At 64.9% G+C, this 26,140-nt stretch carries 24 protein-coding genes; 13 read left to right on the top strand and 11 right to left on the bottom strand.

What is annotated here, in order from left to right; genetic code table 11:
* Window positions 1-72 precede the first annotated feature (72 nt).
* The 5 genes from treS to SMD14_RS01860 all read right to left on the bottom strand — a co-directional run bounded on the left by treS (window position 73) and on the right by SMD14_RS01860 (window position 6,548).
* Window positions 73-2,382, bottom strand: coding sequence for a maltose alpha-D-glucosyltransferase (gene treS / locus SMD14_RS01840; RefSeq protein ID WP_157239638.1), 2,310 nt, complete (start codon window positions 2,380-2,382; stop codon window positions 73-75).
* 124 nt (window positions 2,383-2,506) lie between these two features.
* Window positions 2,507-3,166, bottom strand: coding sequence for a GntR family transcriptional regulator (locus SMD14_RS01845; protein WP_321215113.1), 660 nt, complete (start codon window positions 3,164-3,166; stop codon window positions 2,507-2,509).
* 120 nt (window positions 3,167-3,286) lie between these two features.
* On the bottom strand, window positions 3,287-4,312 hold the full coding sequence (locus tag SMD14_RS01850) for a transketolase C-terminal domain-containing protein (RefSeq protein WP_321215114.1): 1,026 nt from the start codon (window positions 4,310-4,312) through the stop codon (window positions 3,287-3,289).
* The gene (locus SMD14_RS01855; protein WP_409339738.1) at window positions 4,309-5,175 is read right to left on the bottom strand and encodes a transketolase; all 867 of its coding nucleotides are present in this window, start codon (window positions 5,173-5,175) and stop codon (window positions 4,309-4,311) included. Before SMD14_RS01855 ends, SMD14_RS01850 begins: the two co-directional genes overlap by 4 nt.
* Before the next feature lie 35 nt (window positions 5,176-5,210).
* Window positions 5,211-6,548: an MFS transporter gene (locus SMD14_RS01860; RefSeq protein ID WP_157239630.1), complete on the bottom strand. Its 1,338-nt coding sequence runs from the start codon at window positions 6,546-6,548 to the stop codon at window positions 5,211-5,213.
* 184 nt (window positions 6,549-6,732) lie between these two features.
* Here SMD14_RS01860 and SMD14_RS01865 point away from each other — a divergent pair, with 184 nt between their 5' ends.
* From SMD14_RS01865 to SMD14_RS01905, 9 genes are all read left to right on the top strand, one after another.
* On the top strand, window positions 6,733-7,557 hold the full coding sequence (locus SMD14_RS01865; protein WP_321215116.1) for a sugar phosphate isomerase/epimerase: 825 nt from the start codon (window positions 6,733-6,735) through the stop codon (window positions 7,555-7,557).
* A 45-nt stretch (window positions 7,558-7,602) separates the two neighbouring features.
* Window positions 7,603-8,376 (top strand): SDR family NAD(P)-dependent oxidoreductase, encoded by a 774-nt coding sequence (locus tag SMD14_RS01870; RefSeq protein ID WP_321215117.1) that lies wholly within the window; start codon window positions 7,603-7,605, stop codon window positions 8,374-8,376.
* Window positions 8,377-8,437: 61 nt separating this feature from the next.
* Complete coding sequence (locus tag SMD14_RS01875) at window positions 8,438-10,186, top strand: dihydroxyacetone kinase family protein (RefSeq protein ID WP_321215118.1); 1,749 nt, start codon at window positions 8,438-8,440, stop codon at window positions 10,184-10,186.
* Window positions 10,183-10,674: an RpiB/LacA/LacB family sugar-phosphate isomerase gene (locus SMD14_RS01880; RefSeq protein WP_321215119.1), complete on the top strand. Its 492-nt coding sequence runs from the start codon at window positions 10,183-10,185 to the stop codon at window positions 10,672-10,674. The genes SMD14_RS01875 and SMD14_RS01880 overlap by 4 nt, the downstream gene beginning before the upstream one ends.
* Window positions 10,675-10,781: 107 nt before the next feature.
* Window positions 10,782-11,495 carry a FadR/GntR family transcriptional regulator gene (locus tag SMD14_RS01885; RefSeq protein ID WP_321215120.1) on the top strand — a complete coding sequence of 238 codons (714 nt, stop codon included), beginning with the start codon at window positions 10,782-10,784 and terminating at the stop codon, window positions 11,493-11,495.
* Between the two features lie 217 nt (window positions 11,496-11,712).
* Window positions 11,713-13,083, top strand: a complete 1,371-nt coding sequence (locus SMD14_RS01890; RefSeq protein ID WP_321215121.1) for an MFS transporter — start codon at window positions 11,713-11,715, stop codon at window positions 13,081-13,083.
* Between the two features lie 27 nt (window positions 13,084-13,110).
* The gene (locus SMD14_RS01895) at window positions 13,111-13,884 is read left to right on the top strand and encodes an SDR family NAD(P)-dependent oxidoreductase (RefSeq protein WP_321215122.1); all 774 of its coding nucleotides are present in this window, start codon (window positions 13,111-13,113) and stop codon (window positions 13,882-13,884) included.
* Window positions 13,885-14,056: 172 nt separating this feature from the next.
* Window positions 14,057-14,497 carry an SRPBCC family protein gene (locus tag SMD14_RS01900; protein ID WP_321215123.1) on the top strand — a complete coding sequence of 147 codons (441 nt, stop codon included), beginning with the start codon at window positions 14,057-14,059 and terminating at the stop codon, window positions 14,495-14,497.
* A gap of 137 nt (window positions 14,498-14,634) precedes the next feature.
* A complete protein-coding gene (locus SMD14_RS01905; protein ID WP_321215124.1) occupies window positions 14,635-15,429 on the top strand; it encodes a GAF and ANTAR domain-containing protein in 795 nt (264 codons plus the stop codon).
* Here SMD14_RS01905 and SMD14_RS01910 read toward each other — a convergent pair.
* The gene (locus SMD14_RS01910; RefSeq protein WP_321215125.1) at window positions 15,414-15,704 is read right to left on the bottom strand and encodes a hypothetical protein; all 291 of its coding nucleotides are present in this window, start codon (window positions 15,702-15,704) and stop codon (window positions 15,414-15,416) included. The genes SMD14_RS01905 and SMD14_RS01910 overlap by 16 nt on opposite strands.
* Window positions 15,705-15,907: 203 nt before the next feature.
* Window positions 15,908-16,759 carry a helix-turn-helix transcriptional regulator gene (locus SMD14_RS01915; protein WP_409339701.1) on the bottom strand — a complete coding sequence of 284 codons (852 nt, stop codon included), beginning with the start codon at window positions 16,757-16,759 and terminating at the stop codon, window positions 15,908-15,910.
* Between the two features lie 75 nt (window positions 16,760-16,834).
* Here SMD14_RS01915 and ilvD point away from each other — a divergent pair, with 75 nt between their 5' ends.
* Window positions 16,835-18,700 (top strand): dihydroxy-acid dehydratase, encoded by a 1,866-nt coding sequence (ilvD, locus tag SMD14_RS01920; protein WP_321215126.1) that lies wholly within the window; start codon window positions 16,835-16,837, stop codon window positions 18,698-18,700.
* A 25-nt stretch (window positions 18,701-18,725) separates the two neighbouring features.
* On the opposite strand, the gene SMD14_RS01925 is transcribed toward ilvD, so the two are convergent.
* Window positions 18,726-19,130 (bottom strand): hypothetical protein, encoded by a 405-nt coding sequence (locus SMD14_RS01925; RefSeq protein ID WP_321215127.1) that lies wholly within the window; start codon window positions 19,128-19,130, stop codon window positions 18,726-18,728.
* A 100-nt stretch (window positions 19,131-19,230) separates the two neighbouring features.
* Here SMD14_RS01925 and SMD14_RS01930 point away from each other — a divergent pair, with 100 nt between their 5' ends.
* On the top strand, window positions 19,231-19,695 hold the full coding sequence (locus tag SMD14_RS01930) for a phage tail protein (protein WP_321215128.1): 465 nt from the start codon (window positions 19,231-19,233) through the stop codon (window positions 19,693-19,695).
* Between the two features lie 516 nt (window positions 19,696-20,211).
* On the opposite strand, the gene SMD14_RS01935 is transcribed toward SMD14_RS01930, so the two are convergent.
* Both SMD14_RS01935 and SMD14_RS01940 read right to left on the bottom strand, forming a co-directional pair.
* Window positions 20,212-20,718 (bottom strand): glutathione peroxidase, encoded by a 507-nt coding sequence (locus tag SMD14_RS01935; protein WP_321215129.1) that lies wholly within the window; start codon window positions 20,716-20,718, stop codon window positions 20,212-20,214.
* 410 nt (window positions 20,719-21,128) lie between these two features.
* A complete protein-coding gene (locus SMD14_RS01940; protein ID WP_321215130.1) occupies window positions 21,129-22,508 on the bottom strand; it encodes an MFS transporter in 1,380 nt (459 codons plus the stop codon).
* Window positions 22,509-22,881: 373 nt separating this feature from the next.
* On the opposite strand from SMD14_RS01940, the gene SMD14_RS01945 reads away from it, so the two are divergent.
* Entirely contained in the window at window positions 22,882-23,694 is an 813-nt protein-coding gene (locus SMD14_RS01945) for an IclR family transcriptional regulator (protein WP_321215131.1), read from the top strand.
* 200 nt (window positions 23,695-23,894) lie between these two features.
* Here the strand turns inward: SMD14_RS01945 and SMD14_RS01950 are convergent, their stop codons facing one another.
* Complete coding sequence (locus SMD14_RS01950; RefSeq protein ID WP_321215132.1) at window positions 23,895-24,641, bottom strand: IclR family transcriptional regulator; 747 nt, start codon at window positions 24,639-24,641, stop codon at window positions 23,895-23,897.
* Window positions 24,642-25,095: 454 nt separating this feature from the next.
* Here SMD14_RS01950 and SMD14_RS01955 point away from each other — a divergent pair, with 454 nt between their 5' ends.
* A complete protein-coding gene (locus SMD14_RS01955) occupies window positions 25,096-25,869 on the top strand; it encodes an N-carbamoylsarcosine amidohydrolase (protein WP_321215133.1) in 774 nt (257 codons plus the stop codon).
* Window positions 25,870-26,140: the final 271 nt, after the last annotated feature.

Consider the following 26,140-nt stretch of genomic DNA (forward strand, 5'->3'; position numbering starts at 1 on the left):
AGCGGAACTTTCCGCACATTCAGTTAACGGCGCGGAACTCAAGACGATTCCCGAACGGCGACGATCAGTCTGCTACGGCAGGTCCTTTCCGGGCTGTGCACCTTCAGCCTGCTCAGGGGCTGCCTCCTGCTCTGTCAGCTGCAGGACGGTTCCCTGGAAGGCGGGCAGTTCGAGGAAGAAACTGCACAGGTCATCCACCTGGCCAACAGCGTCGCCGCTGAAGAGGTCGTGGACAGCGGCACCCGGCACCAGGTGGCTGGACTGGATGCTGCCGGCAATATCCTGGTCCGAGAAGTTCAGCACGGTGACCCCCAGGGCGCCGCTTTCCAGCCGGATGACCATCACCAGCAGGCCGCGGTTGGAAACGTCCGGAACATCGAGCAGGGCCCCTGTGGCTATGCCGTTTTCTTCGCGCACAGCGAGGATCCGCTGGAGCCTGCTGGCGTAGGAGTCCGGGTTCTTCAGCTGCTCGGGAAGGGGGCCGTAAAGGCTGCGCGCCCGGGGCATGCCCGAGGAGGACACTTCCGCGTCCGGGCTGGTGCCCATGATGTCGTGGGCCCCGCGGTTGATCCAGCGGGTGTCGCCCTGGGCGGTGAGTTCCTCGACGCTCTTCCGGTCCAGCGCGGTGATGCCGGCCAGGTCCCAGCCGGAAAGGGCGAAGACGCCCGGCTGGAGGGCGTTGAACATCGAGAGGAGGATGTGCACGTCCAGGACCCGCGCTTCCTCTTCGGAAGTGATGGCATCAGGGTCCCGGATTCCCAGCGCTGCCATGATGAAGCTAACTGTTGTGCAGGCGATGCCGTTGGTGGTGAACACCGCGTTGTAGGGGGCGTTCTCGCCGGTCAGCCGCTCGCGCATGGTCTGCTGCACCTGCTCCGCGAGCTGCGCCCCGGTGAGCTCCTGGCCGTTGAGCTCGAACATCTCGTCCCGGTGCCCGGCAGCGAAGTGCATCAGCTCGTAGGTCAGCTCATCATGGTTTTGCAGCGCATGCACGAGTGAAGCCTGGTCCACGCCGATCTCCATTGAGAGGCGCAGGGTCAGCCGCAGGAGTTCGGTGTCCGCAGTGACAAGCGCGTAGTGGTAGGCCGGCCTGGTGATGAAGTCGTAGGAAAGGTCAGGGCCTGCTTCGGAGGTCGCCTTGATGTCGTCGATGGTCAGGTTAAGCTCCTGGAAGGAGAACCCGCCCACCTTCCGGATCATGGAGCCAATGAGCTGGTTGGCCGCCTCGGACAGCGGATGCCCCTCGGACCAGCCCGGCTGCTCCTCGGCACTTTTTTCCACGCCGAGGAATCCGTTGGCGTCCAGCCTGAGGGCACCGGTGCCCAGGTCGACCAGGGAATGCAGCGCATCGCCCACCACCAGGCGCATCCCCGCGAACGTGGGGTCCAGCCAGTTGATGGACGGCTGTCCTGCCTTGAAGTAGTGCAGGTAGACCCAGCGGCGCGTTTTACCGGTGGTGTCAACGATCGGCCGGGTTGCGCTCCAGTTCGTTTCCTTGACGCCGGGCTCATAGAAGATGACCCGCTGCAGCCGGCCAATGATGTACCCGGCCTTCTGCAAGGCCTGTTCGGCGTCCGGGCTCAGGTTTACCGAGTCCTGCCCTTCGGGGACCTCCGGCAGCAGGTGCCAGTCCTCCTCCGGGATGTCCACCATGTGGTAGATCCCCGGGTAGTCCCGGAAGTTCATTTCGGCGAGGCGGAAGTCCGCTCCCTTGCCCGTGTGCCCCGGGACGATGTCGTCAATGATGGTGCCGCCGTGGTCGGCAGCGACCTCGCACATCCGGCGGAATTCATCCTCCGTGCCGAACACAGGGTCGATCGCCATGCTGATCCTGTCGAAGTGGCCGTCCACGCTGGGTGTCTGGGACCAGCCGCTGATGCCGCCCGCCAGTTTGACCGGGCCCGTGTGGATGGCGCGGATGCCTATCTGGCTGAAGGCTTCCCACATGGCCGGATCACCGAGGGCCGAGAGGAAGGACTGGCTGGACCTGGTGATGAAGGACAGTGGATATGCGGTGAACCATACCGGCGCACGTTCAACGGCGGCCCGGGGATTCGGATGGGCGTAGGAGTTCTGCCACATGCTGGCCTGTCCCGAGAGTTGCCGGGCCAGCGTATTGGCGTCGCCCAGCATTGCCTGGTTCCGCAGCCACTCGACGTAGGCCGCATTGCGTCCATCGAATTCGAAGGACGGCCTGGTGGCGAAGTACTGGCGGCGGCGGGCAGTGGGGCGCAGCGCCTTGGGCCGGGCAGGATAGAACTGCTCGTCGAAATTGACGTCCGGTTCCACCGAGGGTTCAACAGTTACCGGAGTAGCTTCCTGGTCATCACCCGCAACGGTCTCCGCTTCATAAACACCGTCGCTGGCCATCGGTTCCCGCATACAGTCCTCTTTCTAACGTTGATTCCGCGGTCCCAAGGCGCGCTGCCTGACACCCTTCCCATAGTCCCAGTACCCGGGGGTGCCGAGACTATTCGGGGCGAACTACGAAACTACCAAGAAATGGCTAGGCCACAAGGTTGGCCGCGGCAGTGTCCATATGTTCCCGGATGGTTTTCCGGGCCAGCGAGGCGTCGCCGGTTTCGATGGCCGCCACAATATCGTGGTGCCGGTCCACGCTCATGTTCTTGACGCCCTTTTCGAGCCCGGCGAACATGATGGACATCCTGATGGACCCTTCCAGCGCTTCCCAGGTGTGCAGGAGTGTCTCGTTGCCCGTGAGCCGGCACAGCGTGCGGTGGAATTCCAGGTCGGATTCGACGCGCTGCTGCAGGCCTTCCTTCTCGGCTGCCTTCATCGCATCGATGGCCGAGCGGAGGGATGAGATGACGTTTTGGCGGTCCGGCAGTTCACAGAGCTCTCGGGCGGCCAGTGACTCGAGGGCGGCGCGAACTGTGTAGATGTCGCGGATCTCTTTTGCGTCCAGGTGCCGGACGGAGAGCCTGCCGCGCGGCCCGGCGGAGACCAGGCCTTCCTGTTCAAGCTGGCGCAGGGCTTCGCGCAGGGTTCCCCGGCTGATCTGCAGCATCTCGGAGAGTTCGGTTTCCACCAGGTGGCGGCCCGGTTCAAGTTCACCGCTGGTGATCGCGGTGCGCAGAGCCGAGAGCGCCTGTTCGCGCAGGCTTTTCTTTTGCAGTCCCAGCAGCGGGGCGGTCAGTCCGGCCATGGCCTCTGTCCTCAATGTTGTAAGTCGACTGTTTACAGTCGGTAGTAGTTTCGATAGTACGGCAGAAAGCACGGCTCCGGCCGGGACCGGTGCCGTGCTTTCTGCGTTGCGGCACGGATTCTAGCCGAGTTCGGCGAGGACCTTTGCCACGATGCGGTCCACGGCCAGGCCGTAGCGGTCGTGCAGGGTGGGCAGTGCACCGGCGTCCAGGAACCGGTCCGGAAGTGCCACGGGCACCACCCGCTTGCCGAGCCCTGCTGTGACCACTGCGGAGGCGACGGTTTCGAACAGGCCGCCCACCACCGAGTGGTTCTCCAGGGTGACGGCGAGCCGGTCGGTGTTGATCTCCTTGAGGACGGTTTCGGCGTCGAACGGCTTGATGGTGGGGGTGTGCACGACGGCGACGTCCACGTTGTGTGCCGCCAGGGCCTTTGCTGCCTGCAGGGCCCGCATGGTCATCAGCCCGGAGGAGATGAACACGACGTCGTTGCCGCCGCGCAGGACCTTGGCCTTGCCGAGTTCGAACGTGTAGCCGTATTCATCCAGCACGGTGGGGACGTTGCCGCGCAGCAGGCGCAGGTACGTGGGGCCGTCGGAAGCGGCGAGCTGCGGGACTGCCTGTTCGATGTCGATCGAGTCGCACGGGTCCACGATGGTCAGGTTGGGCATGCCGCGGAAGATCGCCATGTCCTCGGTGGCCTGGTGGCTGGGGCCGTACCCGGTGGTCAGGCCGGGCAGGCCGCCCACGATGTTGACGTTCAGGTTCGGCTCGGCCGCGTCCAGGCAGAGGAAGTCGTAGGCGCGGCGGGCGGCGAACACCGAGTACGTGGACGCGAACGGGACGAGCCCGGTTTCGGCCAGGCCGGCGGCGGCGCCGAAGAGCAGCTGCTCGGCCATGCCCATCTGGAAGAACCGTTCGGGGAAGGCCTTGGCGAAGATGTGCATGTCCGTGTACTTGCCCAGGTCCGCGGTGAGGCCGACGATCTTGTCGTTCTCCTGCGCGGCCTTGACCAGGGCGTGCCCGAACGGTGCGGACGCGGTCTTCTGGCCGGGGTCGGCGAAGGAGGCGATCATCGCCGAGGTCTTCAGCTTCGGCTTCGGCTTCGCCGCTGTTGCGGTGTCGGGGGCCTCGGTGGTGGCGCTCATGCTGAAGCCTTTCCTTCGTAGCCGGCGGTGAGCTGCTCGCGGCAGATTTGCCATTCGTGTTCGTCGATGCGCATGAAGTGGGCCTTCTCGCGCTCCTCCAGCAGCGGCACCCCGCGGCCCACCTTCGTGTCGCACAGGATCACCGAGGGGCGTCCGACGGCGGCGGCCTGGGCGGCTGCATTGTCGAACGCTGCCAGCAGCGCGCCGACGTCGTTCCCGTCCACCCGCTGCGTGTACCAGCCGAAGGACTCCCATTTCTCGGTCACCGGCTCGGTGCGGAGCACTGTGTCCGTCTTGCCGTCCGCCTGCAGGGCGTTGATGTCCACCATCGCGGTGAGGTTGCCCAGCTGGTGGTGGTGCGCACCCATGGCAGCCTCCCAGGTGGAGCCTTCGTCCAGTTCGCCGTCGGAGAGGAAATTGAAGACGCGGGCGCCGGAGCCCTGGTAGCGCAGGCCCAGGGCCATGCCCACGGCAATGGTGAGGCCGTGGCCCAGGGAGCCGCCCGAGATTTCCATGCCGGGCGTGTAGGTGGACATCCCGGACATCGGCAGCCGGGAATCGTCCGAACCGTAGGTTTCCAGCTCTTCGACCGGGACGATGCCGGCCTCGGCGAGGGCGGCATAGTGGCCGATTGCGTAGTGCCCGGTGGAAAGCAGGAACCTGTCCCTGGCCTCCCAGTGCGGATCCTCCGCCCGGAAGCGGAGCTGGTCTCCATAGACCGCGGCCAGCATGTCAGCGGCCCCCAGGGCCTGGCCGACATAGCCCTGGCCCTGGACCTCGCCCATGTTCAGGGCGTGGTGCCGGATGCGGTAGGCCGCGGCGCTGACCTGCGCCAACCGGTCCTGGACGATTCCTGTGGACATTGCTGTCTCCGTGTTCGATTCGTGGGTGATGGTCATCAGACAGTTACCGAATGCGGGGTGCTTTTGGTGGCCTCATCAGCCAGCTGGCGTTCGCGCTTGCCCCAGGTCTCCCGGGTGACGAGGGCGGCCCAGAGGCCGATCGCTGCGTAGAAGCTGAAGAGGAGCGCCGGGCCCATCCAGCCGAGGGCTACGAACAGCAGGGTGGTGACGAAGGGCGTGAAGCCGGAGACCATGGCTGAGATCTGGTACGCCAGGGACGCTCCGGAGGAGCGGGTCTTGGCCTGGAACAGTTCCGGGAACCACGGACCCTGGGCGCCGGCAAGCGAGTTCTGGCAGACGGCGTAGGAGATGACGATCGTGGCAATGACGAAGATGAACAGCCCAGTGTTCACCATCAGGAACATGGGGATGCCGAACAGGGCAGCGAACGCTGTGGACCAGATGTACAGGGGCCGGCGGCCGACGCGGTCCGTGAGGCGGGCCCAGGCCATGGTGGCGAAAATGCCGATGAACGAGGCGATGCAGAGGGCCACCAGGGTTTCGGTCTTGTTGGCGAGCTGCTGGGTGTGCAGGTAGGAGATCATGTACGTGACGGACACCGCGTAGCCTGCAGTCTCGGCAATGCGCAGGCCGATGCCGCGGACAATGCTCCGCCAGTCGGTCCGGATGACCTCGGTGATGGGCGACTTAACAATGGAGCCGCTCTCCTTGACCTCGTCGAAGACGGGGGACTCCGGCACCTTGGAGCGGATGATCAGGCCGACGGCGACCAGCACGATGCTTGCGAGGAACGGAACACGCCACGCCAGTTCACCGCCGAGGTTAACGCTGACCAGGAAGACGAGGTTGGCCAGGAGGAGGCCCACGGGGAAGCCGGCCTGCACTATGCCCGTGTACTTGCCCTTGGACTTCCAGGGCGCATGCTCGTAGCTCATGAGGATGGCGCCGCCCCATTCCGCACCGAAGGCGAGGCCCTGCACGATGCGGACAAACACCAGCAGCGCGGGAGCCAGCAGGCCAACCTGTTCGTAGGTGGGCAGCAGGCCGATCAGGAACGTGGCCACACCCATCAGGATCAGGGAGGCGACCAGGACGGGCTTGCGGCCCACCTTGTCACCGAGGTGGCCGCCGATGATGCCGCCGATGGGGCGGGCGGCGAAGCCGACGCCGAGGGTGGCGAATGCTGCAAGCGTTCCTGTTACGGGATCGCCCGTGGGGAAGAAGGCTGTTCCGAAGTAGAGGGCCGCAGCGGTGCCGAAGCCGATGAAGTCGTAGGTTTCGATGACGGCGCCCACTCCAGAGCCGATAGCGACGCGCTTTGCATCCTTGGTGCCGTGAACGTGTCCACGCATTTTTAGAGCTTCGTTGCTCATGGTGTTTCCCTTTCGAAAAGCGGTCCGAGGGGATTCGGCCGCTGTCGACTGTTAACAAATGATATCCCCAGTGTGACCTGCCTCATGCTGACTGTCAACAGTCAATGTTGGAAGTTGACTGTTGACAGTGGATGGGCCTACAGTGATTCACATCACCACCCGCTCATCCAGAGGATCAACGACGATGTTCAACTCCCGACTCGGCTGCTCGTCCATCAGCTTCAGGCACCAGGACCTGCCGGCCGCCCTGCGGACCATCAGCGGCCTGGGCTTCGAGGAGATCGATCTCGGCGCCCTCCCCGGCGTGTGCGATCACGTTCCGTACACCCTGGATGCGGCGGCCGTTGACGCGGTAACAGCCGAGGTTGCTGCTTCCGGGCTGCGGGTCCGTTCCGTCAACGGGGATATCGGCGACCTCAATGCCGTACTCGACGCCGGACAGCAGGCAGCCCGCGAGCGGCACCTGGAGGCGCTGCTGACCCTCACGCGGAATACCGGCGCGAAAGCGCTGGTCCTCCCGTGCGGTGCCCTCAGCCACGAACCTGTTCGGAGCCTTGGCGAGGACCTGGACCTTATTGCCGCCCAGCTCACCCACGCGGGGCAGCGCGCGGCGGAGTCCGGCGTCGAACTCTGGACAGAATCCCTGCACTTCCTGCGGTTCTGCTGGAACCTCGAACGCGCGGAACTGCTGGCCCAGCGGCTGGCGGGCACCGGCGTCGGAATTGTCATGGACTTCAGCCATATCGTCGCCGCCGGCGAAGACCCGCTGGAGTACCTCGAATCCCGGAAGGGCAGTATTTCCCACGTCCATCTCCGGGATGCCGTGCCGGGCAACATCAACCTCAGCATCGGCAACGGCAACGCCGACTTTGCCGCAGGGCTGCGCCGGCTTGCGGCCGACGGCTACGGGGGGCACTTCTCGCTGGAGCTCGAAACCAGGGACGTCACCCATGACGAACGCCCCGCAGCGGCAGCCAAAGCCGCGAGCTTCATCACCGACCTCATCTGACCATCGACACCCACTTCAACAATCCAAACGATTCAAGGGAGCATCATGACCACCATCCAGCGCACCGCCGTCCTCACCGGGGCAACCTCGGACCGGGGCATCGGCATCACCACCGCCCGCCGCTACGCACGCCAGGGCTGGGCGGTGGTGATCCTGGACCTCGACGGCGAGAAGTCCGCCAAGGTCGCCGCCGAAATCGGCAATGAATTCAACGTCCCCGCCTTCGGCCACGAGATCGACGTCGCCAACGAAGCGTCCGTCACCGCAGCCCAGGCCGCCGTCGCCGCCGAGGTCGCCTCCGGCAACCTGCCGCCGGTAGGCGCACTGGCCAACATCGCCGGCATCACCTCGCCGGTCCCGTTCCTGGAAACCACCCTTGAGCTCTGGCACAAGGTCATGGATGTCAACGCCACCGGCACGTACCTGGTCACCAAGGCATTCCTGCCGGACATGATCGACAACGGCTGTGGACGCATCGTGAACATGTCCTCGGTCTCCGCCCAGCGCGGCGGCGGCGTGTTCGGCAAGGTTCCCTACTCCGCCGCCAAGGCCGCCATCCTGGGCTTCACCAAGGCCCTGGCCCGCGAACTGGGCGCCACCGGCGTGACCGTCAACGCCATCACCCCCGGCGCCGTGGACACCAACATCCGCGTGGGCAGCACCGAGGAGCAGGAGGCCGCCATCAACGCCGGCATCCCGCTGGGCCGGAACGCCACCACCGAGGAAGTAGCCGCGGTGATCACGTTCCTTTCCTCCGAGGACTCGGCCTACCTCACCGGAACCACCATCGACATCAACGGCGGCAGCCACATCCACTAGGCAGCCGCCTCCCCTCAACAGTCCCTAAGCCCGCCCCGGAACCCACGGCAGAGAGCACATCATGACAAAAATCTTCAACGATCCCTCGGAATTTGCCGAGGAGGCCCTGGCGGGGTTCTGCGATGTCCACGCGGACCTGGTTCGCCAGGTTCCAGGCGGCGCCGTGCGGCGCCTCCGGCCCCCGCGGCCCAAGGTTGCCGTCCTGGCGGGCGGCGGCTCCGGGCACTACCCGGCCTTTGCCGGGCTGATCGGCGCCGGCTTCGCCGACGGCGCGGTGGTGGGAAACATCTTCACCTCGCCCTCCGCGCAGCAGGCCTACATGGTGGCCAAGGCCGCAGAGTCCGGCGCCGGCGTCGTTTTTACCTACGGGAACTACGCCGGCGACGTCATGAACTTCGGCATGGCCAGCGAGCGCCTGGCTGCAGAGGGCATTGCCGTGGAGAACGTCCTGGTGACTGACGACATCGCCAGCGCACCGCCGTCGGAATCCGCCAAGCGCCGCGGCATCGCCGGTGACTTCACCGTCTTCAAGGCGATGGGGGCCGCAGCCGAGGCCGGCGCGGACCTCGCCGAAGTGGTCCGCCTGGGCCGGAAGGCCAATGACCGGACCCGCACCATCGGCAGCGCGTTCTCCGGCTGCACCTTCCCCGGCGCGGAATCGCCGCTGTTCTCCCTGCCCGACGGACAGATGGGACTGGGCCTGGGCATTCACGGGGAGCCCGGACTGTTCGACACCGCGCTGCCGCCCGCAAAGGAGCTGGGCCGGGAACTGGTGGCACGCCTGCTCGCTGAAACTCCGCCCGACGCCGGCGAACGGATAGCGGTCATCCTCAACGGGCTCGGCTCCACCAAGCACGAGGAGCTCTTCGTTCTCTGGGGCACCGTGGCGCCGCTGCTCCGTGCCGCCGGGTACAGCCTGGTGATGCCCGAGGTCGGGGAACTCGTCACCAGCCTCGACATGGCCGGGGTGTCGCTCACCGTCACCTGGCTGGACGAGGAACTGGAACCGCTGTGGCTTGCCCCGGCGGAAACACCCGCCTACCGCCGCGGCAACGCGGTCCGGGAGGCCGGCACCGTGGCGGCCGGAGGAGCGTCCGACGACGACGTGGCCTCTGCCGCGTTCGTTGCCACCGACGCCTCCCGGCAGTACGCCGCCGCGGGCTTTGCCGCGCTGGAAGCCACGCAGTCCGTCCTGCACGACGCCGAGGAGCGGCTCGGCAGGATGGACGCCATCGCCGGAGACGGTGACCACGGGCGCGGCATGGTGCGCGGGATCGACGCCGCTGCCGCGGCTGCATCCGCTGCCCTCGCCCAGGGCGCCGGAGCGGGCGATGTGCTGGCAGCCGCCGGTGATGCCTGGGCCGACAAGGCGGGCGGAACGTCCGGCGTCCTGTGGGGAGCGGGATTGCGGGCTCTTGGTGAATCCCTTGGAAACAGTTCGACGCCGGAACCCGCGCAGCTGGCAGCGGCGGTCAGGGCATTCGCGGACCGGATCGTGCAGCTGGGGAAGGCGGAGACAGGCGACAAGACCATGGTGGACGCGTTGCTGCCGTTCGCCTCTTCCTTTGCCGGGCTCGTGGCAGAAGGCGTGGAGCCGGGCCGGGCGTGGGAGGACGCGGCCCGCGACGCGACGGCAGCCGCCGAGGCGACAGCCGGCCTGCTGCCGCTCAAGGGCCGCGCCCGCCCTTTGGCGGAAAAGAGCCTGGGCACACCGGATCCCGGAGCGACCTCGCTGGCCATGATCTTCACCGTCATGGGCCCGCACCTCACCGCCGCCGTATCCAGCGAATCCGTGGGAGCACGGCAATGAACACTGAAGGACGAGCCATGGGACTGAGACTTGTTGTAGGCGCGGACGAGGCGGGAGTCGATTACAAGGACAAGGTCCTTGAGGACCTCCGGCAGGATCCCAGGGTCAGGGAAGTGATCGACATTGGCGTCAACCGGTCCGATGCTCCGGATGACTTCACCAGGCCGTACCCATATGTGGGTATCACGGCTGGCGAAATGATCAGGGACGGCGCCGCGGACCGGGCCATCCTCTTCTGCGGCACCGGAATCGGCGTGGCCATCGCGGCGAACAAGGTGGAAGGAATCAGGGCCACTGCCGCCCACGATTCTTTCTCCGTGGAACGCTCCATCCTGTCCAACGACTGCCAGGTCCTCACCATGGGCCAGCGCGTGGTGGGCATCGAACTCGCCCGCCGGCTGGCCAAAGAGTGGATCGGTTACACCTTCGATCCGGCCTCCGCGTCCGCGGGAAAGGTCAAGGTCCTCACGGATTTCGAGGCTTGCTGAGCGCGGTCCCGCTGCAGGAAGCAGGCCACGATGCTGATCAGGGCGGCATTCGACAGTAAAGTTTAGAGGGCCCGCACCAGCGGGCAACGCCAAGGGCAGGAGCCAGGATGGGCCGCAGGACACTCGTCGACGATCTTGTCGACGGCCTGCTTGACGACATACTGGCAGGCAAGCTAAAACCACACGATGCCATCCCGCCCGAAGCGGACATAGCAAAGGCGTACGACGTCAGCCGGCTCACGGTCCGCGAGGCGCTCAAGGCGCTGAGGGCGCAGAACATCCTCTACGTCAAGGCGGGGCGCGGAACCTTCGTGAACCCGTCGGACAACTGGACCGGCCTGGACGCGATCTTCAAGGCCGCCTCGCATGGAAACGGCGCGGACCAGGTGTCCGTGGGACTGATCGAAATGCGGCGCATGGTGGAAACGGGCGCGGCGTCCCTGGCCGCCAAGCGCCATACTCCCGAGCATGCCCGGCAAATGGAGCAGTGCATCGCGGATATGAAGCGCTTCCACGAGGCCGGGGACCTGGACCGCTTCGTCGACGCTGATATAGCGTTCCACGATGCTGTGCTCAGGGCCTCGGGGAACCCCTTCGTGCGGGCCCTCTTCGCGCAGTTGGGACAGTTGCTCTACATGACCCGGCGCGAGACCTCGGCCGTGCCCGAGATCCAGCTCCATGCGATCGAATACCACCAGAAGGTCATGGACAGCATCCTCAGCGGTGATGCCGAACTTTCCCGCCGGGTCATGGATGATCATATGGAGCAGACGTACCGCGACTACGAGCGCTACGTCCAGCACCCTGAATCGCACGGCTAGTTTCCAGGCGCCCCGGTTCCAGCGACACACCATCGCCGGTGGACGGCGCCCATTTTCGGGCGGCTTGACGTAATCCGGATCACCCTTCTATGATCTTTCTCATGTTGCTTCGTCAGATGTCAGACATCAGACCCAAATAGCAAGCAGACGGAATATCCCCATTTCCCTCGGAAGCGCCGCCCCCAATGCGCCGCTTCCGCCAGATAGAAGGTCGACGATGACTTCACTCTCCATGCCGTCCGCAGGACTGGGCGAACTCGGCGAGCGCACGCTCCGCAAGGTTCGCCGCCGCGTCATGCCGCTGATTGTCCTGCTTTACTTCATTGCCTACCTTGACCGCAATAACGTGGGCTTCGCCAAACTCACCATGAGCGAGGACATCGGCCTCACCGCCGCCGCCTACGGCCTTGGTGCCGGCATCTTCTTCCTGGGCTACGCCCTGCTGGAAGTTCCCAGCAACGCCGGGATGTACCGCTTCGGCGCCCGCAAGTGGCTGGCCAGAATCCTTATCACCTGGGGCATCTTTGCCAGCGCCATGGCGCTGGTCAACGGGGAAAGCACCTATTACATCATCCGGTTCCTGCTGGGTGCGGCCGAAGCCGGCTTCTTCCCCGCGATCCTCTTCTACCTGACCCTGTGGTTCCCCGCCGCCCAGCGCGTCACGGTCCTGGGCATCTTCATCCTCGCCCAGCCCATTTCCAACGCCCTCGGCGCCCCGGTCTCCGGCCTGCTGCTGCAGATGGACGGCATCATGGGCCTGCACGGCTGGCAGTGGCTCTACATTATCGAGGGCATCCCCGCCATCCTGCTCGGCCTGCTGACCCCGATGCTGATGACCGACCGTCCCCGTGACGCCAAGTGGCTCAGCACTGAAGAACGCGAATGGCTCGCCACCACCATGGACGCCGAACTTGCCGCCAAATCCAAGGGCGGCAGCCACAACTTCCTGGCCGGCCTCAAGGACAAGCGCACCCTGACCTACTCGGCCCTGTACTTCGGCCTGGTCTGCGGCATCTACGGCCTGGGCCTCTGGATGCCCACCATTGTGGCCGCCCTTGGCAAGTTCTCCACCGCCGAGGTGGGCTTCATTGTCCTCATTCCGTACTCCATTGCCGCGGTCTTTGTGTACTTCTGGAGCAGGCGGGCGGACCGCACGGGCAAGCGCGCCTGGCACTCCTCCGTCAGCATGGTGCTGGCCGGCATGGGCCTGCTGGCCGCGGGCTACCTGCTTCCGGTCAACCCCATCCTTGCCCTCATCGCCCTGACCGCTGCGGCGATGGGCATCTACGGCGCCATTGCACCGTTCCTGTCCATGCCGTCCGCCGCGCTCACCGGAGCTGCTGCCGCATCCGGGCTGGCGCTGGTGAACTCCCTCGGCAACCTCGGCGGCTTTGTGGCCCCGTACGCCGTGGGCCTGCTCAAGGACGCCACCGGCAACAACCAGAGCGGACTGCTCTTCCTGTCCTTCTGCCTGTGCGTCACGGCAGTGGCCACGTACTTCTACGCCCGGAAGCGGCCTGAGGGCGACGCCGCACTGGACCCGGCAGTTGCCGCTGCGGCAGAAGTCAACGCAGCCAAAGTCTCCTGACCCCGAACCCTGACGAAAGATACACCTGTGACAACCACACCATTTCCTGCCGACCGAACCGTCGTACTGACCGGGGCTGCCTCTGCCCGCGGCATCGGCCGCGCCACGGCGGACCTGATGGCCAGCGAGGGCTGGTCCATCGCGATCCTCGACATCAACGCCGAAGACGCCAAAGCCGCGGCTGCGGAAATCGGTTCCAACCGTGCAGTGAAGGCAATCGGAGTCGGCGCGGATGTTTCCGACGCCGCCTCCGTGGACCGGGCCATCAGCGAAATCGAAGACTCGCTGCCGCCCATCGTTGCCCTCGCCAACCTTGCCGGCATCAGCTCGCCCACAACCTTCATGGAGACCACCGTGGAGGAGTGGGACAAGGTGTTCGCCATCAACATGCGCGGAACCTTCATCGTGTCCCAGCGCGTCCTCAAGGGAATGATTGAGCGCAAGCTCGGACGCATCGTGAGCATCTCCTCGATTTCCGCCCAGCGCGGCGGCGGCACCTACTCCAAGGTGGCCTACAGCGCCTCCAAGGCTGGAATCATCGGCTTCACCAGGGCCCTTGCCCGTGAAGTGGGTGAGTTCGGCGTTACCGTCAACGCGATCGCACCCGGTCCCATCGACACCGACATCATGGGCGGCACCCTCACCGAGGAACGCAAGGCCCAGATGTCGGAGGGCATCATGATGGGAAGGGTGGGTACCCGCGAGGAAGTGGCCGCCCTGATTTCCTTCCTGCTCGGGAAGGACGCCGGCTACATCACCGCCGCGACCTACGACATCAACGGCGGCCTGCAGGTCAGCTGACCTCACAGCCGTGATTCACAGCAGAAGCGCCCCGGCGGGTTCCGTCCGGGGCGCTTCTGCTGTGCCCGTGCCCGGGCATCTGCATCCTGCAGATCCGCATCCGCATCCGGGACATCCCCGCCCTGGCGTCCGGGGGCTGGGCTTCCCGGGTGCCGGTTCCTACACTGGGGTGATGATCACAGTCACCGGAAGTGTGGAAACCAAACTGTCCGCAGACAAGGCCTTTGCCTTCCTGAGCGCGTTCGAGAACACCAGCGAGTGGGACCCCAACACTCCGGTGATGGAAAAGCTGACGCCCGGCCCGGTCGCGGTGGGGCACCGGTACCACGCCGAGTCCGAGTTCCGTGGCAAGCGCCAGTCACTGGAGTACGAGGTCATCGAGCTGACTGAAAACCACATCAAGCTCCGTGGCGAGAACAAATCCGTCACGGCCTTCGACTCCATCGACGTGAGTCCCGCCGCCCAGGGGTCGGTAGTGAAATACACCGCGGAGTTCAGCATCAAGGGGCCGGCCAAAATCGTCCAGCCGCTCCTGAAACCTGCCTTTATGTCCCTGCGGGACCCGGCGCTGAACGGGATCCGGGACACGCTCAACGCCCTGGCCGCCGCCTAGGCTTACGCCGTTACGCCGTGCTGCCCCGGGCATTCCCGGGTGCGCGGGCATGCGGTCGTCATGGTGGACACATTATGACTTTCCCGCAGGTAGGCTGGCATATACCGTTCGGCAGTGAGCGGCCAAGGCGTTCTTTAATGGACTACATGGCCTTTGTGCTGTTCGGGAGGGGGGAAGCATTGGCTCACGCCGAAGCCGCGAATGACGAAGTTTTCGCAGACGTCGCGCTGCATCTTCAGGACCTGGTGCTGGACAGTGCCGATGTTGACGAGTTCCTTCGGGACCTGGCCGGCTATGCCGCGGCACGGCTCAGCAGCCAGGACCGGGAAGTTTTCTGCGGCGTTGCCGTCGAAAGGCACAAGAAGGCCACCGCCATAGCCGGCAGCGATCCCTGCATCCGCACCCTCGACCAGCTCCAGGACAAGTACGGCTATGGCCCGGGCATCACCGCCATGCGCACCACGGACACCGTTCTGGTCCCCGATGTGAGCCAGGAAAAGCGGTGGCCCGCGTATGCGAGTGCCCTCTCCCGGCAGGGATTGTTCTCCGCTGTGAGTGTGCCGCTCGTGCTCGGCGAAGACATCCGTGGCGCGCTCAGCCTGTACTGCCGGCGGCTTCAGGCGTTCAGCAGCGAAGACATTGCCACGGCCCGGGCCTTCTCCGGACAGGTTTCAAAAAGCCTGCGGCTGGCCCTGCGGATCGGCAGGTTGCAGGACACCAGGGACAGCATGAGCGCGGCCATGAAATCACGGACTGTGATCGACCTGGCCACAGGTGCCATCATGGCCCAAAGCCATTGCAGCCAGCACCAGGCGTTCAGCGTGCTGCTGCAGGCATCCAACACACGGAACATGAAGCTCAAGGACGTTGCCGCAACCGTGGTTGCATCAATCCCCGGCAGTTCCGGCATCTCCACCTACTTCGACGAGTAGGGTTCCTGTGAGTCGCTGCGTGCCCGGGCCAGCAGGGAGCCACTGAACGGCGCGCGGGACAGCAGCCCTGCTGCAGCACAATGTTCGTTGACGGCCTGGGCCAAAGCGTCCCGGTCCTTTGGAGGAAGGATTGCCAGCCCCGCGCTGTAGTCCCGGATTTCCTCCTCGGAGGCGTCGCCGCCGAGGGCCAGGTGTTCCAGCCACAACTGACCCATGTCCAGGCCGTGCTCCCGTATCACTGCGCCGGTCAAGGCCTGCTGGTCCGCTGCGTCCACCGCTCCGTCCTTTCCTGGAAGTACATCTTTCCCCGGTCGAGGTTCGGAGCCGAGGCGCCGCTGGATGGGCCGTTGGTGACTCTTTTTTCCAAGCCCGGCAATGCGGTGGGAGTCCCGGAACCATCCGTGTGGAATGGAAGCACGACGACGGCGCGTTCCACCTTGAGGCGACGGTACCTGGGGGAGTGGAGTCCGACGTCGTACTAGCCGCCCACGGCCAGGAGCCGCTGGATCTGCGCTGCAGCATCGCTGTCCGGTGCCGGCGTGTAGACCACAAGATGGAGGTCCGGCCGGTCCGACGGCGAGACCTGGTGGTGCTCCAGCCGGAGGACGCCCACCGACGGGTGGTGGAACAGCCGTTCGCGGGATTCGAAGCCCAGGATGTCGTACCGGTCCCAGCTTTCCTTGAATTCCGGACTCGTCTCCTTGAGCCGCTCCACCTGGTAGGCCACGTCCGGATCGCCCAGCCGCTGCCCGGCTTCCGCCCGGAACTCTGCCAGGAACCGCCTGCTGGTGACGTCCCAGTCGGGGAGCAGTTCACGGACATACGGGTCGGTGAAAACCAGCCACAGCAGGTTCCGTTCCGGGGCGGCCACGTTGGCGATGTTGGGGTAGAGCGCGGCATAGGCCCGGTTCCAGCCCGTGACGCTCCAGTCCGGGGCAAGCGCGAAGGCCGGGTTGGGGCCCAAGGCATCGAGGAGCCGCTGGATGTGGGCTGGAGCGTCTGCAGCTGCCGGGCCTGCGGACACCGGCGCGGAATAGCCTGCGAGGGACAGGACGTAGGAGCGGCCGGTCTCCGAGAGGTGCAGGGTCCGGGCCACGGCTTCCAGGACTTCCCGCGAGGGCCTGATCTCCCGGCCCTGCTCGAGCCACGTATACCAGGTGACGCTCACGCCGGAAAGGAAGGCCACCTCCTCCCGCCGCAGTCCGCGTTCCCGCCGGCGGGCCACGGGCGGCAGGCCGTACTCCGACCGCAGCGCCTGGTCGCGGCGTGCACGCAGGAAAAGACCGAGTTCCTTGCGCTTTTCGCCTGCCTCTTTCACGACATCCAACACTAGTACTCTGGTACTCCTGCTACTAGTATCAGCACTGTCTTCCGCCCGCGCGCCCGGGACGGCAGGATCGGTAGTATGCCTCCTCTTCGTTCACGCACTGTCACCCACGGCCGCAACATGGCCGGAGCCCGCGCACTGCTGCGCGCCTCCGGCGTCGCCAACACGGACATCGGCAAGCCGATCATCGCCGTCGCCAACTCCTTCACCGAGTTCGTCCCCGGCCACACCCACCTCGCCCCCGTGGGCCGGATCGTCTCCGACGCGATCCTCGCCGCCGGCGCCGTGCCGCGCGAGTTCAACACCATTGCCGTGGACGACGGCATCGCCATGGGCCACTCAGGTATGCTCTATTCGCTGCCGTCCCGCGACCTGATCGCCGACTCCGTGGAGTACATGGTGAACGCCCACTGCGCCGACGCCCTGGTCTGCATCTCCAACTGCGACAAGATCACCCCGGGCATGCTCATGGCGGCGCTGCGCCTGAACATCCCCGTGGTCTTCGTTTCCGGCGGACCCATGGAGGCCGGCCGCGTGACCCTGACCGACGGCTCCGTGCGCTCCCTGGACCTGGTGAACGCGATCGCCGACGCCGTGGACGAGTCCATCTCCGATGAAGACATCAACCTCATCGAAGAGAATGCCTGCCCCACCTGCGGTTCCTGCTCCGGCATGTTCACCGCCAACTCCATGAACTGCCTTACCGAGGCCATCGGCCTGTCCCTGCCGGGCAACGGCTCCGTGCTGGCCACCCACACCGCGCGCAAGGCGCTGTATGAGAAGGCCGGAAGCACCGTCGTCGAGCTGGTGAAGCGCTATTACGACGGCGACGACGACTCCGTGCTGCCGCGCTCCATCGCCACCGCCAAGGCATTCGACAACGCCATGGCGCTGGACATTTCCATGGGCGGCTCCACCAACACCATCCTGCACCTGCTCGCCGCGGCCCAGGAGGCGGGCGTGGACTACGGCCTGGCCGAGATGGATGCCAAGTCCCGCCAGGTGCCCTGCCTGGCGAAGGTGGCCCCGAACGTGGCCAAGGACAAGACCTACTACATGGAGGATGTGCACCGCGCCGGCGGCATCCCCGCGCTGCTGGGCGAGCTGAACCGCGGCGGCCTGCTGCACAAGGACGTCCACTCCGTGCACTCCGCCGACCTGGACGGCTGGCTGGACGACTGGGATATCCGCGGCGGCAAAGCCACCGAAGAAGCGGAGGCCCTGTGGCACGCGGCCCCCGGCGGCGTCCGCTCCTCCACCGCGTTCTCCCAGTCGAACCAGTGGACCTCCCTGGACACCGACGCCGCGGAAGGCTGCATCCGCTCCGTGGAACACGCCTACTCCAAGGACGGCGGCCTGGCCGTGCTCCGCGGCAACGTGGCCGTCGACGGCGCCGTGGTGAAGACCGCCGGCGTGGACGAGTCCATCTGGACCTTCTCCGGCCCGGCCGTGGTGTGCGAGTCCCAGGACGAGGCCGTGGAAAAGATCCTGAACAAGACCGTCAAGGAAGGCGACGTGGTGGTCATCCGCTACGAAGGCCCCCGCGGCGGTCCGGGCATGCAGGAAATGCTCTACCCGACGTCGTTCCTCAAGGGCCGCGGCCTGGGCAAGAAGTGCGCCCTGATTACGGACGGCCGCTTCTCCGGCGGCACCTCCGGCCTGTCGATCGGACACATCTCGCCGGAGGCCGCCTCCGGCGGCACTATCGCCCTGGTGGAGAACGGCGACATCATCAGCATCAACATCTCTCAGCGCTCAATGCAGCTGGAGGTCTCCGACGAGGTCCTTGCCGAGCGTCGCGAGAAACTGGAAGCCAACGGCGGTTACAAGGCCAAGAACCGGGACCGCCTGGTCTCCCCGGCCCTGCGCGCCTACGCCGCCATGGCTCTGTCCGCGGACAAGGGTGCGGTGCGGGATGTCTCGCTGGTGGAGAACCTCGTCTAGGTCTTCCCGGGCCCGGGGCGCGTCTTTACGACTGGAAAGGTTGGCCGGTGTGGAAGCGCGCGAAGCCGGCGTGGAGGTCGTGGACCGTGACGGAACCGGTGCCGAGGAGCTGTGCTTTCGCCCGAAGCCGGGCCAGCAGCTCCTCGGTGGGGCGGCCGAATATCTCGATGGATTTCATGGTGATCAGCGGCGCAACCGGCGGGAACCTGGCGCCGGCCACCTTCAGGTGCAACTCCAGCGAGGCTAAATCCGAGTGCAGATGGAGGACCTTCATGGTGGATCCGTCGTCGGAGAAGTAGACGCTGTAGGAGAGGATCCGGGGCTCGTTCTGCTCAACGAAGGCCGCCAGTTCCGCCATGGCTTCCTTGAGCTGCCCAAGTTTGCCGGGGCGGACCTCCGAGGTGTCCAGGTATGCGATGAAATTGCCCATCCCGTCCTCCCGGTGCAGGCAAGGCTGATTGTTGGCACTGCACCAACAATTGTCCTCCCTGTCTGCGAGGATGTGCGAAGGAGAATTCCCAGGAGGATCATTGCCGTACACCGTTGATTTCAAGAACGTGTCCACCGTGGGGCTGGAGTCCTCACCCGTCGCGGAGGCGCTGGCCGGGCTGCGTGCCAACGAGGCCCGCTATTACAAGAACAAGTATGGCCACGACTTCACGGTCACGCCCGCGGAGGAGGCGCCGGAGACGCTGGAATACGTGAAGAACATCCTCGCCACCGAGCGCAACCTCGTCATCTCATCGCGCCCGCTTGAGGTTTCTTCCTTCGAGGTGGGCGGGCTGCGGATGGCGTACGTGTTCTACGAATCCGGCCTGTCCATCAACGTCATGTACAGCATCGAGGAGGGTGGGAAGCGGGCGGTTGGTTTCAAGCTCTCCGACGGCATGGAGGTTCCCGAGGAGCTGGCGTCCACCTTCAAGTTCGCGCGCCAGAAGTCGAAGCTTGCCGGCACCATCCGGGGCTCCTACTTCGTGGTCAAGGGCCAGTACTGAAGCGGGGACGGCTTGGCCACGGAGGCCCTTGCCTCGAGGGGCTCCCTGGTTCGCATGGCAAGGGGTAGGGCTTTCAGCTGCTCGCTGGACCGGAGGACGCTTTTGGGGCGCTGCGTCAGGTTAGGGTCTGGACGGTTTCTTCGGGGTGTAAGAAAGGGCACCGGGGACCCTATTCTGACGCGCATTGGTGTCACTCCGTGACATCACCCTGGTGTATGACTACGGATTTGACGGCCGGCTACCGCACCTTCGTCGGTAGCGGCCGAAAAGGCGTACGTGCGACCCACCTTTGGCATCCAACATCCCACAGTCTTCCGACAGCCCGGTCCCGGCCGATCCCGCTCCACAGGGGACATGGAGCGGGATCCGTAGTCAGGAGCTTTCCCCCGGCCCAGTGGCGGCTCCTACCCAACTCGGGTTCTGCATACGGCAGCCTGCTCCCCAGACCGACACCTCGGTTACCAGCCGCGCCCGGGCGAGGGCCGCTGCGTCAAGATCGTGTCCGCGGGGAGGAGACTAGCTGAGCGCTAATTCGATGGCGGCGATGACCTCGGGGGCGATTGGAGACGTCTTCGGGGAAAATCGGGCGATGACTTCGCCTTTGCCGCTGACGAGGAACTTTTCGAAGTTCCACGTGATCTCTTCCTGCAGTTCCTCCGTGTGAAATTCGGTCAGTGCCGCATACAGCGGATGGCGTCTGGCGCCGTTGACTTTGACCTTCGCGGTCAACGGGAACGTCACGCCGTAGCTGACGGTGCAAAATTCCTGGATCTGCTCCGAACTCCCCGGTTCCTGGCCCTTGAACCCGTTGCAGGGCACACCCAGGACCGTGAACCCCTGGTCCTGATACTTGCGCTGAAGCGCCTCCAGGTCCTCGTATTGCGGGGTCAGGCCGCATCTGGATGCGACGTTAACCACCAGAACGGTCTTGCCTTTGTATTCCCCGAAGTTCACCGATCTGCCGTCGATCATGGTCAGTTCAATACCGTGCAGTTGCTGGGCTGTCGCGCCGTCATCTGCCACGCGCAATCCTTTCGTTGTTGCCCGCCCGACCTCGGCGGTGTTTATGTTTTCGCTGACCGAAGATTACCCAGCGCGATCAGCCATTCCGCCCAGCTCGGATAGCCGCCTCCGTTATCGGAGCTGGCGTCGGAGCGCACCCCGGGAGGTCCGCATGCGTGCCTGGAGTTGAGCGACGGCACATGGATCCTCAGAAGTTCGGCGTCTCTGCAGCGGTCTGTGACTGGAGAGGAAGCCTGTTGAGCCGCACGTTTGCATCTCGCCGGACCAGCGCGGGACCTGCGGAACGTTGTCAGTCAGCTCGGGGGGTACCGATCGGCTGGGCGCAGTCGCCTTATATCGAGATGCCGGCCAGCTGTCCGGACCCTCCCTGGTCCGGACAGCTGGCCGGCGATTTTTCCAGCCTTGGGATGTCAGCCCCTGGGCACCGCTTCAGAGGCCACGGCGCGCGCGGGCTCGGCCGGCAAGGGGTCGTCGTGGTAACGGCGCAGAGGCCGTCCTGCCGTCTCGGGTATCAGGAAGGTGACGACGAGGAATGATGCGACGGCGACGGCTGCGACGTAGATCGCGGGCGAGAGCGAATATCCGGTTCCGGCGACCAGCCACGTTGCCACGAAGGGCGCGGTACCGCCAAACACGGCATAGGTGATGTTGTAACAGGTGCCCGATGCCGCGAAGCGCACGTCGGTGGAGAACATTTCCGACATCAGGACCGATGTCACCACATTAGCGGTCACCGCGCCAAGCCCTATGAGCAGTTGGCTGACGACGGCGGTTGCGAACGTTCCCTGCTCGGCGATCATGTACGCCGGAATGGTGAGAATGGCCAGGAGACCGGCGGCGGTCTGCATGGTGCGGCGGCGACCGATGCGATCCGAAACACGGCCCATGACGGGGGCCAGCGCCGTCGCCATGGTCAGCGAGATCAAGCTGGAGAACAGGGCAAGGTGCGCGGGGAGGCCGACCACCTTGATCAGGAAGGTCGACATGTACGTGGAGTAAATGTAGAAGGAGAGTGCCGTGAGCATCACAAACCCGCCCAGTCGCAGCATCGCGCGCCACTGGGTGCGGAAGACGGCCCCCAAGGACGGGGCGGGCCGGGCAGCGGAATCATCGAGCATCGCTTGGAACTCGGGGGACTCGTGGAGCTTGGCTCGAATGTAGAAGGCGATCAGTCCCATCGGCACCGACAGCAGAAAGAGGATGCGCCAGCCCCAATCACCCATGGCCCCGGGGGGCAGGATAAAGCTGAGCAGCGCGCCGAGTCCAGCGGCGAGGGCGAATGAGGAGAACGTCGCCGCCGACATGGCCGACGAGTAACGGGCCCTGTGCCTGTCGGGGCTGTGCTCGACGACGTAGATGGTGGCACCTGCATATTCGCCGCCTGCGGAAAAGCCCTGCAAGCACCGGGCAAGCACCAGTAGGACGGCAGCCCAGATGCCGATCGTCTCGTGGCTTGGGATGAGCCCGATTGCGGCCGTGGATCCGGACATGAGCAGGACGGTCAGGACCAGGATCTTTTTGCGCCCGAGGCGGTCGCCCAGGCGTCCGAAGAAAATGCCACCCAAGGGCCGCAGCGCGAACGCGACAGCGAACACGGCGAATGTCTCCAGCAGACCCGTGACCGGGTCCTTGGACGAGAAGAAGGTCGCAGCAATATGGGTTGCCATGTAGCCGTAGATGGCGAAGTCAAACCACTCCACCACTGTCCCGGCAAAAGAGGCCCTTACTACCTTGCGCAGGCGCTCCGGGCTCACCTTTTCCAGCGAATTATCTGCAAGATCGTGTTCCATGTTGTCTCCGTTCAGGGGATGGCGCCGAGACCGCGGAGTGCTTCATTTCAAGCTAGCCCACCAGGGCAATGCTTAGCACATATGATCTAGATCACCGTTGATCACACAACAACCTATTTCCTCTGTCAGCAACTCGTCAAGGATTTTTTCGTGACTATTCCTGTCACATGAGGAGGCTTAGGGTCATCGCTTGGCACTTTCCGACCTGATCCGGAACCGTCGTCATCATGGGCCGTGACAGCCGGCCGGGATTTCCTGGTCTGGGCCTGCGGCGTGCCGGGAGAGGTGTGACCGTTTCTACGAGGAGAGGTTGGATGGGCGCACCGTACGATGGCTACGGTGACTTTAATTGGCGCCTGGAGAGGGAGAACTCATGATGGATCCACAAACCACCACTGATAAGCCGCAAGGGGCAGCAGCTTCGTTGCTCAACGGGCTTACGGTTCTCGAAGCGTTCTCCGTCGCCAAGCGTTCCCTCCTGGGAGTCACGGAGATCTCCGAACTCGTTGGCCTGCACAAGAGCACGGTCTCCCGGATGCTCACCGGTCTGGACGAGGCAGGCTACGTACAGCGCGACGAAGAGACGGGACGATACCGGCTCGGGCTCGGGATGATCGGACTGGCCGGACCACTGCTGGCCGAGCTCGGCGTTCGCCGTGTCGCCCTGCCCCACCTCGAAGAACTCGCGCAGGCCACCGGCGAGACGGCTGCGATCTCCGTCTGGAACGGCACCAACGCTATTGTTGTGGAACAGGTCGCCAGCCTGCACCAGGTCAAGCACACCGCGGCGATTGGAACGCGTTACAACAAGTTCGCCAGTTCCTCAGTTCGGGTGTTTCTCGCCGAACTGCCGTCCGAGGATACCGATCGTCTGCTGGCTGGCCAGACGGTCCTGCGGGAGGGCTACCGCGGTCTCGAGGACCCGGCCCACGAACAGCTTGCCGGCGTACGGGACCAAGGCTTCGCCGTTAACGACGGCGAGACCACTTACGAGGAATACGGTGTGTCCGCCCCCGTGCGGGACTACCGGGGTGCAATCGTCGGCTGCATCACAGCCAGCGCCCCGCGATCCCGAGTGCAGCACACGCAGAGCCAGTCGATCCTGCGCGAAGCCGTGCTGCGGGCCGCTGAGCGCGTATCGACGCGACTGGGCAGCCTGCCGGAGGAAGCAGATCCAGTCCGCTGACGGCCCATCCGGGCAGGACCCGGTGCGTCGGCGAACCGTTTTCATCATGGTTTTGCCAGGGCGGAGACCGACGGAACTTCAAGCAGCCACCCCGCCCAGGTCCTAGCCGCTCCCTTACAGGACACTTCTCCAATGGCGACACCCCGGCCTGAATGCGGCCGGAACACAGTGTTGCCGACCTTCCCTAGCTGCGCGGCGAATCAGCCAGGAAGGGAAGCCGTCCAGCCCAAGCGCGTGGAAACTTCCGAGGCGGCCCCCTGTACGGCTTGAATCAGAGCGTCCCTGGTGGCGTGCTTGTGGACCCGGGAACGCGGAGCGGATGCAGTGATGCACCCAACCACCTTGCCCCGGTAATCCCGAACCGGAGCGGAGACCCCGAACTCCTCCTCCGCAGTCAAGCCGTCGTTAACGGCATATGCCTGACGGGCGACTTCCTGCAGGTGGGCGGTGTGGTCCAACGGCAAACCATCTCCTGCCGAGCGTAGTATCTGTCCGGATCCGATCAGTTCGGTCGCGAGAGCCGGCGCCAGCTCCGCCAGGAAGACCCGCACTGAGGAACTCTCAAATTTGTTGTACCGGGTTCCAATGGTGGCAGTGTGTTTGACCTGATTCGGGCTGGCAACCTGCTCCACGACGATGGCCTCGTGACCATTCCAGACCGAGATAGCGCTGGTCTCTTGGGTGGCTTCAGTTAACTTCTCCAAATACGGAACCGCAGCACGGCGCACATCCAGGTCCGCCAGCAAAGGGGCGGACAACGCAAGAAGGCCCAGCCCGAGCCTATACCGTCCCGTCTCCTCATCCCGCTGCACATATCCAGCTTCCGTTAACCCTCCAAGAATCCGGGAGACCGTGCTCTTATGGAGTCCGACGCGCTGAGCAACCTCAGTCACACCAAGAACCGGATTTTGAACGGAAAAGGCTTCCAGTACTGCAAGACCGTTCAACAGTGACGCCGCAGCTCCCTGGACCTGCCCATTGTCCTGCCTCGGCCTGCCTACCACCTTTATCCCTTCGCGCTACTTGACTATCCCGCCACTCTTTCGGGCCATCATATGCCGCAATGTGCCCCCACCTCACTGAGTCCGTCCGCTCCATATCGCCGCCGTGCCATCAACGAACAGAAGGCCCGCCTTTGCCCGGGCCTTCAAAAGTGTTCCGCACAGACCACATCCGAGTTTTGGCGGCCTTCCCTGTCCCTGGCTTGTCCCGATGTGCTCGGCATCCGGCACAAACCGGACCCTCACCGGCCTGTCGGAGTAACGCACCAACGATGCCCGTCCTATCCAAAAGTTTTTCCGGCGAACCTCTGGCGCCGTGAATGAGCCTGCGCTACTGTAGCCAATACAGCAACAGAGTTGCTAGGACAGAAACAATGAAGTCGTAAGAGTGGAGAGAACCATGACAACAGAGACGTTCAACGACATCGAAGCCCGTCTTGCCGCAGTGCTCGAGGAGGCGTTCGAAGCAGGCACGGACATCTACAACGAACGGGGCTTCAAGCGTCGGGTCGGCTACGGCAATCGCCCCGCAGTGATCCACATTGACCTCGCAAACGCCTGGACCCGCCCGGGCCACCCGTTCAGCTGCCCGGGCATGGAGGAGATCATCCCGAACGTCCAGCGGATCAACGAGGCCGCGCGCGCCAAGGGCGTCCCGATCTTCTACACCACGAACGTATACCGCAACCGCGACGCCACCTCCGGGACGAACGACATGGGTCTGTGGTACTCAAAGATCCCCGTCGAGACCCTTCCGGCGGACTCCTACTGGGCACAGATCGACGACCGCATCGCACCTGCGGAAGGCGAAGTCGTGATCGAGAAGAATCGCGCCTCAGCGTTCCCGGGAACGAACCTCGAGCTCTTCCTGACCTCGAACCGCATCGACACCCTGATCGTGACCGGCGCAACCGCAGCAGGGTGCGTGCGCCACACCGTCGAGGACGCGATCGCGAAGGGCTTCCGCCCGATCATCGCCCGGGAGACCATCGGCGACCGCGTCCCGGGCGTCGTGCAGTGGAACCTCTACGACATCGATAACAAGTTCGGTGACGTCGAGTCCACAGATTCCGTGGTGGATTACCTGAACCGCCTCCCGCAGTTCGAGGACACGGTCCCGAAGACCCTTGCGGACCCCCAGCCCGAGGTGGCCGCCCCCGCGGATCCGGCCTGATCCACACCGCACTCTCGAATCCCGCGGCCCCCGGCATCCAGGCCGGCCCGACGACAGCCGGCACCCCTCAGCGGGTGCCGGCTGTCGTCGGGTTGGGTTCGGCTGCGGTGATGAGTGCGCGTGGAACACTCGCTGTACCGCCGACGAACTGCGCTCAGCCGGCCTCAGCGATCCCGAGCTCGGGACCTTTAGCTGCAGCGATGAGCGGCTGGACAGGCTCCACGAGATCGCGCAGTGGAGCTTCCGGGACGCCTACGAGGCCCCACCGTTT

It is taken from the genome of Pseudarthrobacter oxydans, from assembly GCF_034258515.1.
In the GTDB taxonomy this organism is placed as follows: Bacteria; Actinomycetota; Actinomycetes; order Actinomycetales; family Micrococcaceae; genus Arthrobacter.

Excerpts from the sequence above, each read along its gene's own strand:
- treS (WP_157239638.1), bottom strand. The coding sequence starts at position 2,382 with ATGCGGGAACCGATGGCCAGCGACGGTGTTTATGAAGCGGAGACCGTT.
- SMD14_RS01845 (WP_321215113.1), bottom strand. The coding sequence starts at position 3,166 with ATGGCCGGACTGACCGCCCCGCTGCTGGGACTGCAAAAGAAAAGCCTG.
- SMD14_RS01850 (WP_321215114.1), bottom strand. The coding sequence starts at position 4,312 with ATGAGCGCCACCACCGAGGCCCCCGACACCGCAACAGCGGCGAAGCCG.
- SMD14_RS01855 (WP_409339738.1), bottom strand. The coding sequence starts at position 5,175 with ATGTCCACAGGAATCGTCCAGGACCGGTTGGCGCAGGTCAGCGCCGCG.
- SMD14_RS01860 (WP_157239630.1), bottom strand. The coding sequence starts at position 6,548 with ATGAGCAACGAAGCTCTAAAAATGCGTGGACACGTTCACGGCACCAAG.
- SMD14_RS01865 (WP_321215116.1), top strand. The coding sequence starts at position 6,733 with ATGTTCAACTCCCGACTCGGCTGCTCGTCCATCAGCTTCAGGCACCAG.
- SMD14_RS01870 (WP_321215117.1), top strand. The coding sequence starts at position 7,603 with ATGACCACCATCCAGCGCACCGCCGTCCTCACCGGGGCAACCTCGGAC.
- SMD14_RS01875 (WP_321215118.1), top strand. The coding sequence starts at position 8,438 with ATGACAAAAATCTTCAACGATCCCTCGGAATTTGCCGAGGAGGCCCTG.
- SMD14_RS01880 (WP_321215119.1), top strand. The coding sequence starts at position 10,183 with ATGAACACTGAAGGACGAGCCATGGGACTGAGACTTGTTGTAGGCGCG.
- SMD14_RS01885 (WP_321215120.1), top strand. The coding sequence starts at position 10,782 with ATGGGCCGCAGGACACTCGTCGACGATCTTGTCGACGGCCTGCTTGAC.
- SMD14_RS01890 (WP_321215121.1), top strand. The coding sequence starts at position 11,713 with ATGACTTCACTCTCCATGCCGTCCGCAGGACTGGGCGAACTCGGCGAG.
- SMD14_RS01900 (WP_321215123.1), top strand. The coding sequence starts at position 14,057 with ATGATCACAGTCACCGGAAGTGTGGAAACCAAACTGTCCGCAGACAAG.
- SMD14_RS01905 (WP_321215124.1), top strand. The coding sequence starts at position 14,635 with ATGGACTACATGGCCTTTGTGCTGTTCGGGAGGGGGGAAGCATTGGCT.
- ilvD (WP_321215126.1), top strand. The coding sequence starts at position 16,835 with ATGCCTCCTCTTCGTTCACGCACTGTCACCCACGGCCGCAACATGGCC.
- SMD14_RS01925 (WP_321215127.1), bottom strand. The coding sequence starts at position 19,130 with ATGGGCAATTTCATCGCATACCTGGACACCTCGGAGGTCCGCCCCGGC.
- SMD14_RS01940 (WP_321215130.1), bottom strand. The coding sequence starts at position 22,508 with ATGGAACACGATCTTGCAGATAATTCGCTGGAAAAGGTGAGCCCGGAG.
- SMD14_RS01945 (WP_321215131.1), top strand. The coding sequence starts at position 22,882 with ATGATGGATCCACAAACCACCACTGATAAGCCGCAAGGGGCAGCAGCT.
- SMD14_RS01955 (WP_321215133.1), top strand. The coding sequence starts at position 25,096 with ATGACAACAGAGACGTTCAACGACATCGAAGCCCGTCTTGCCGCAGTG.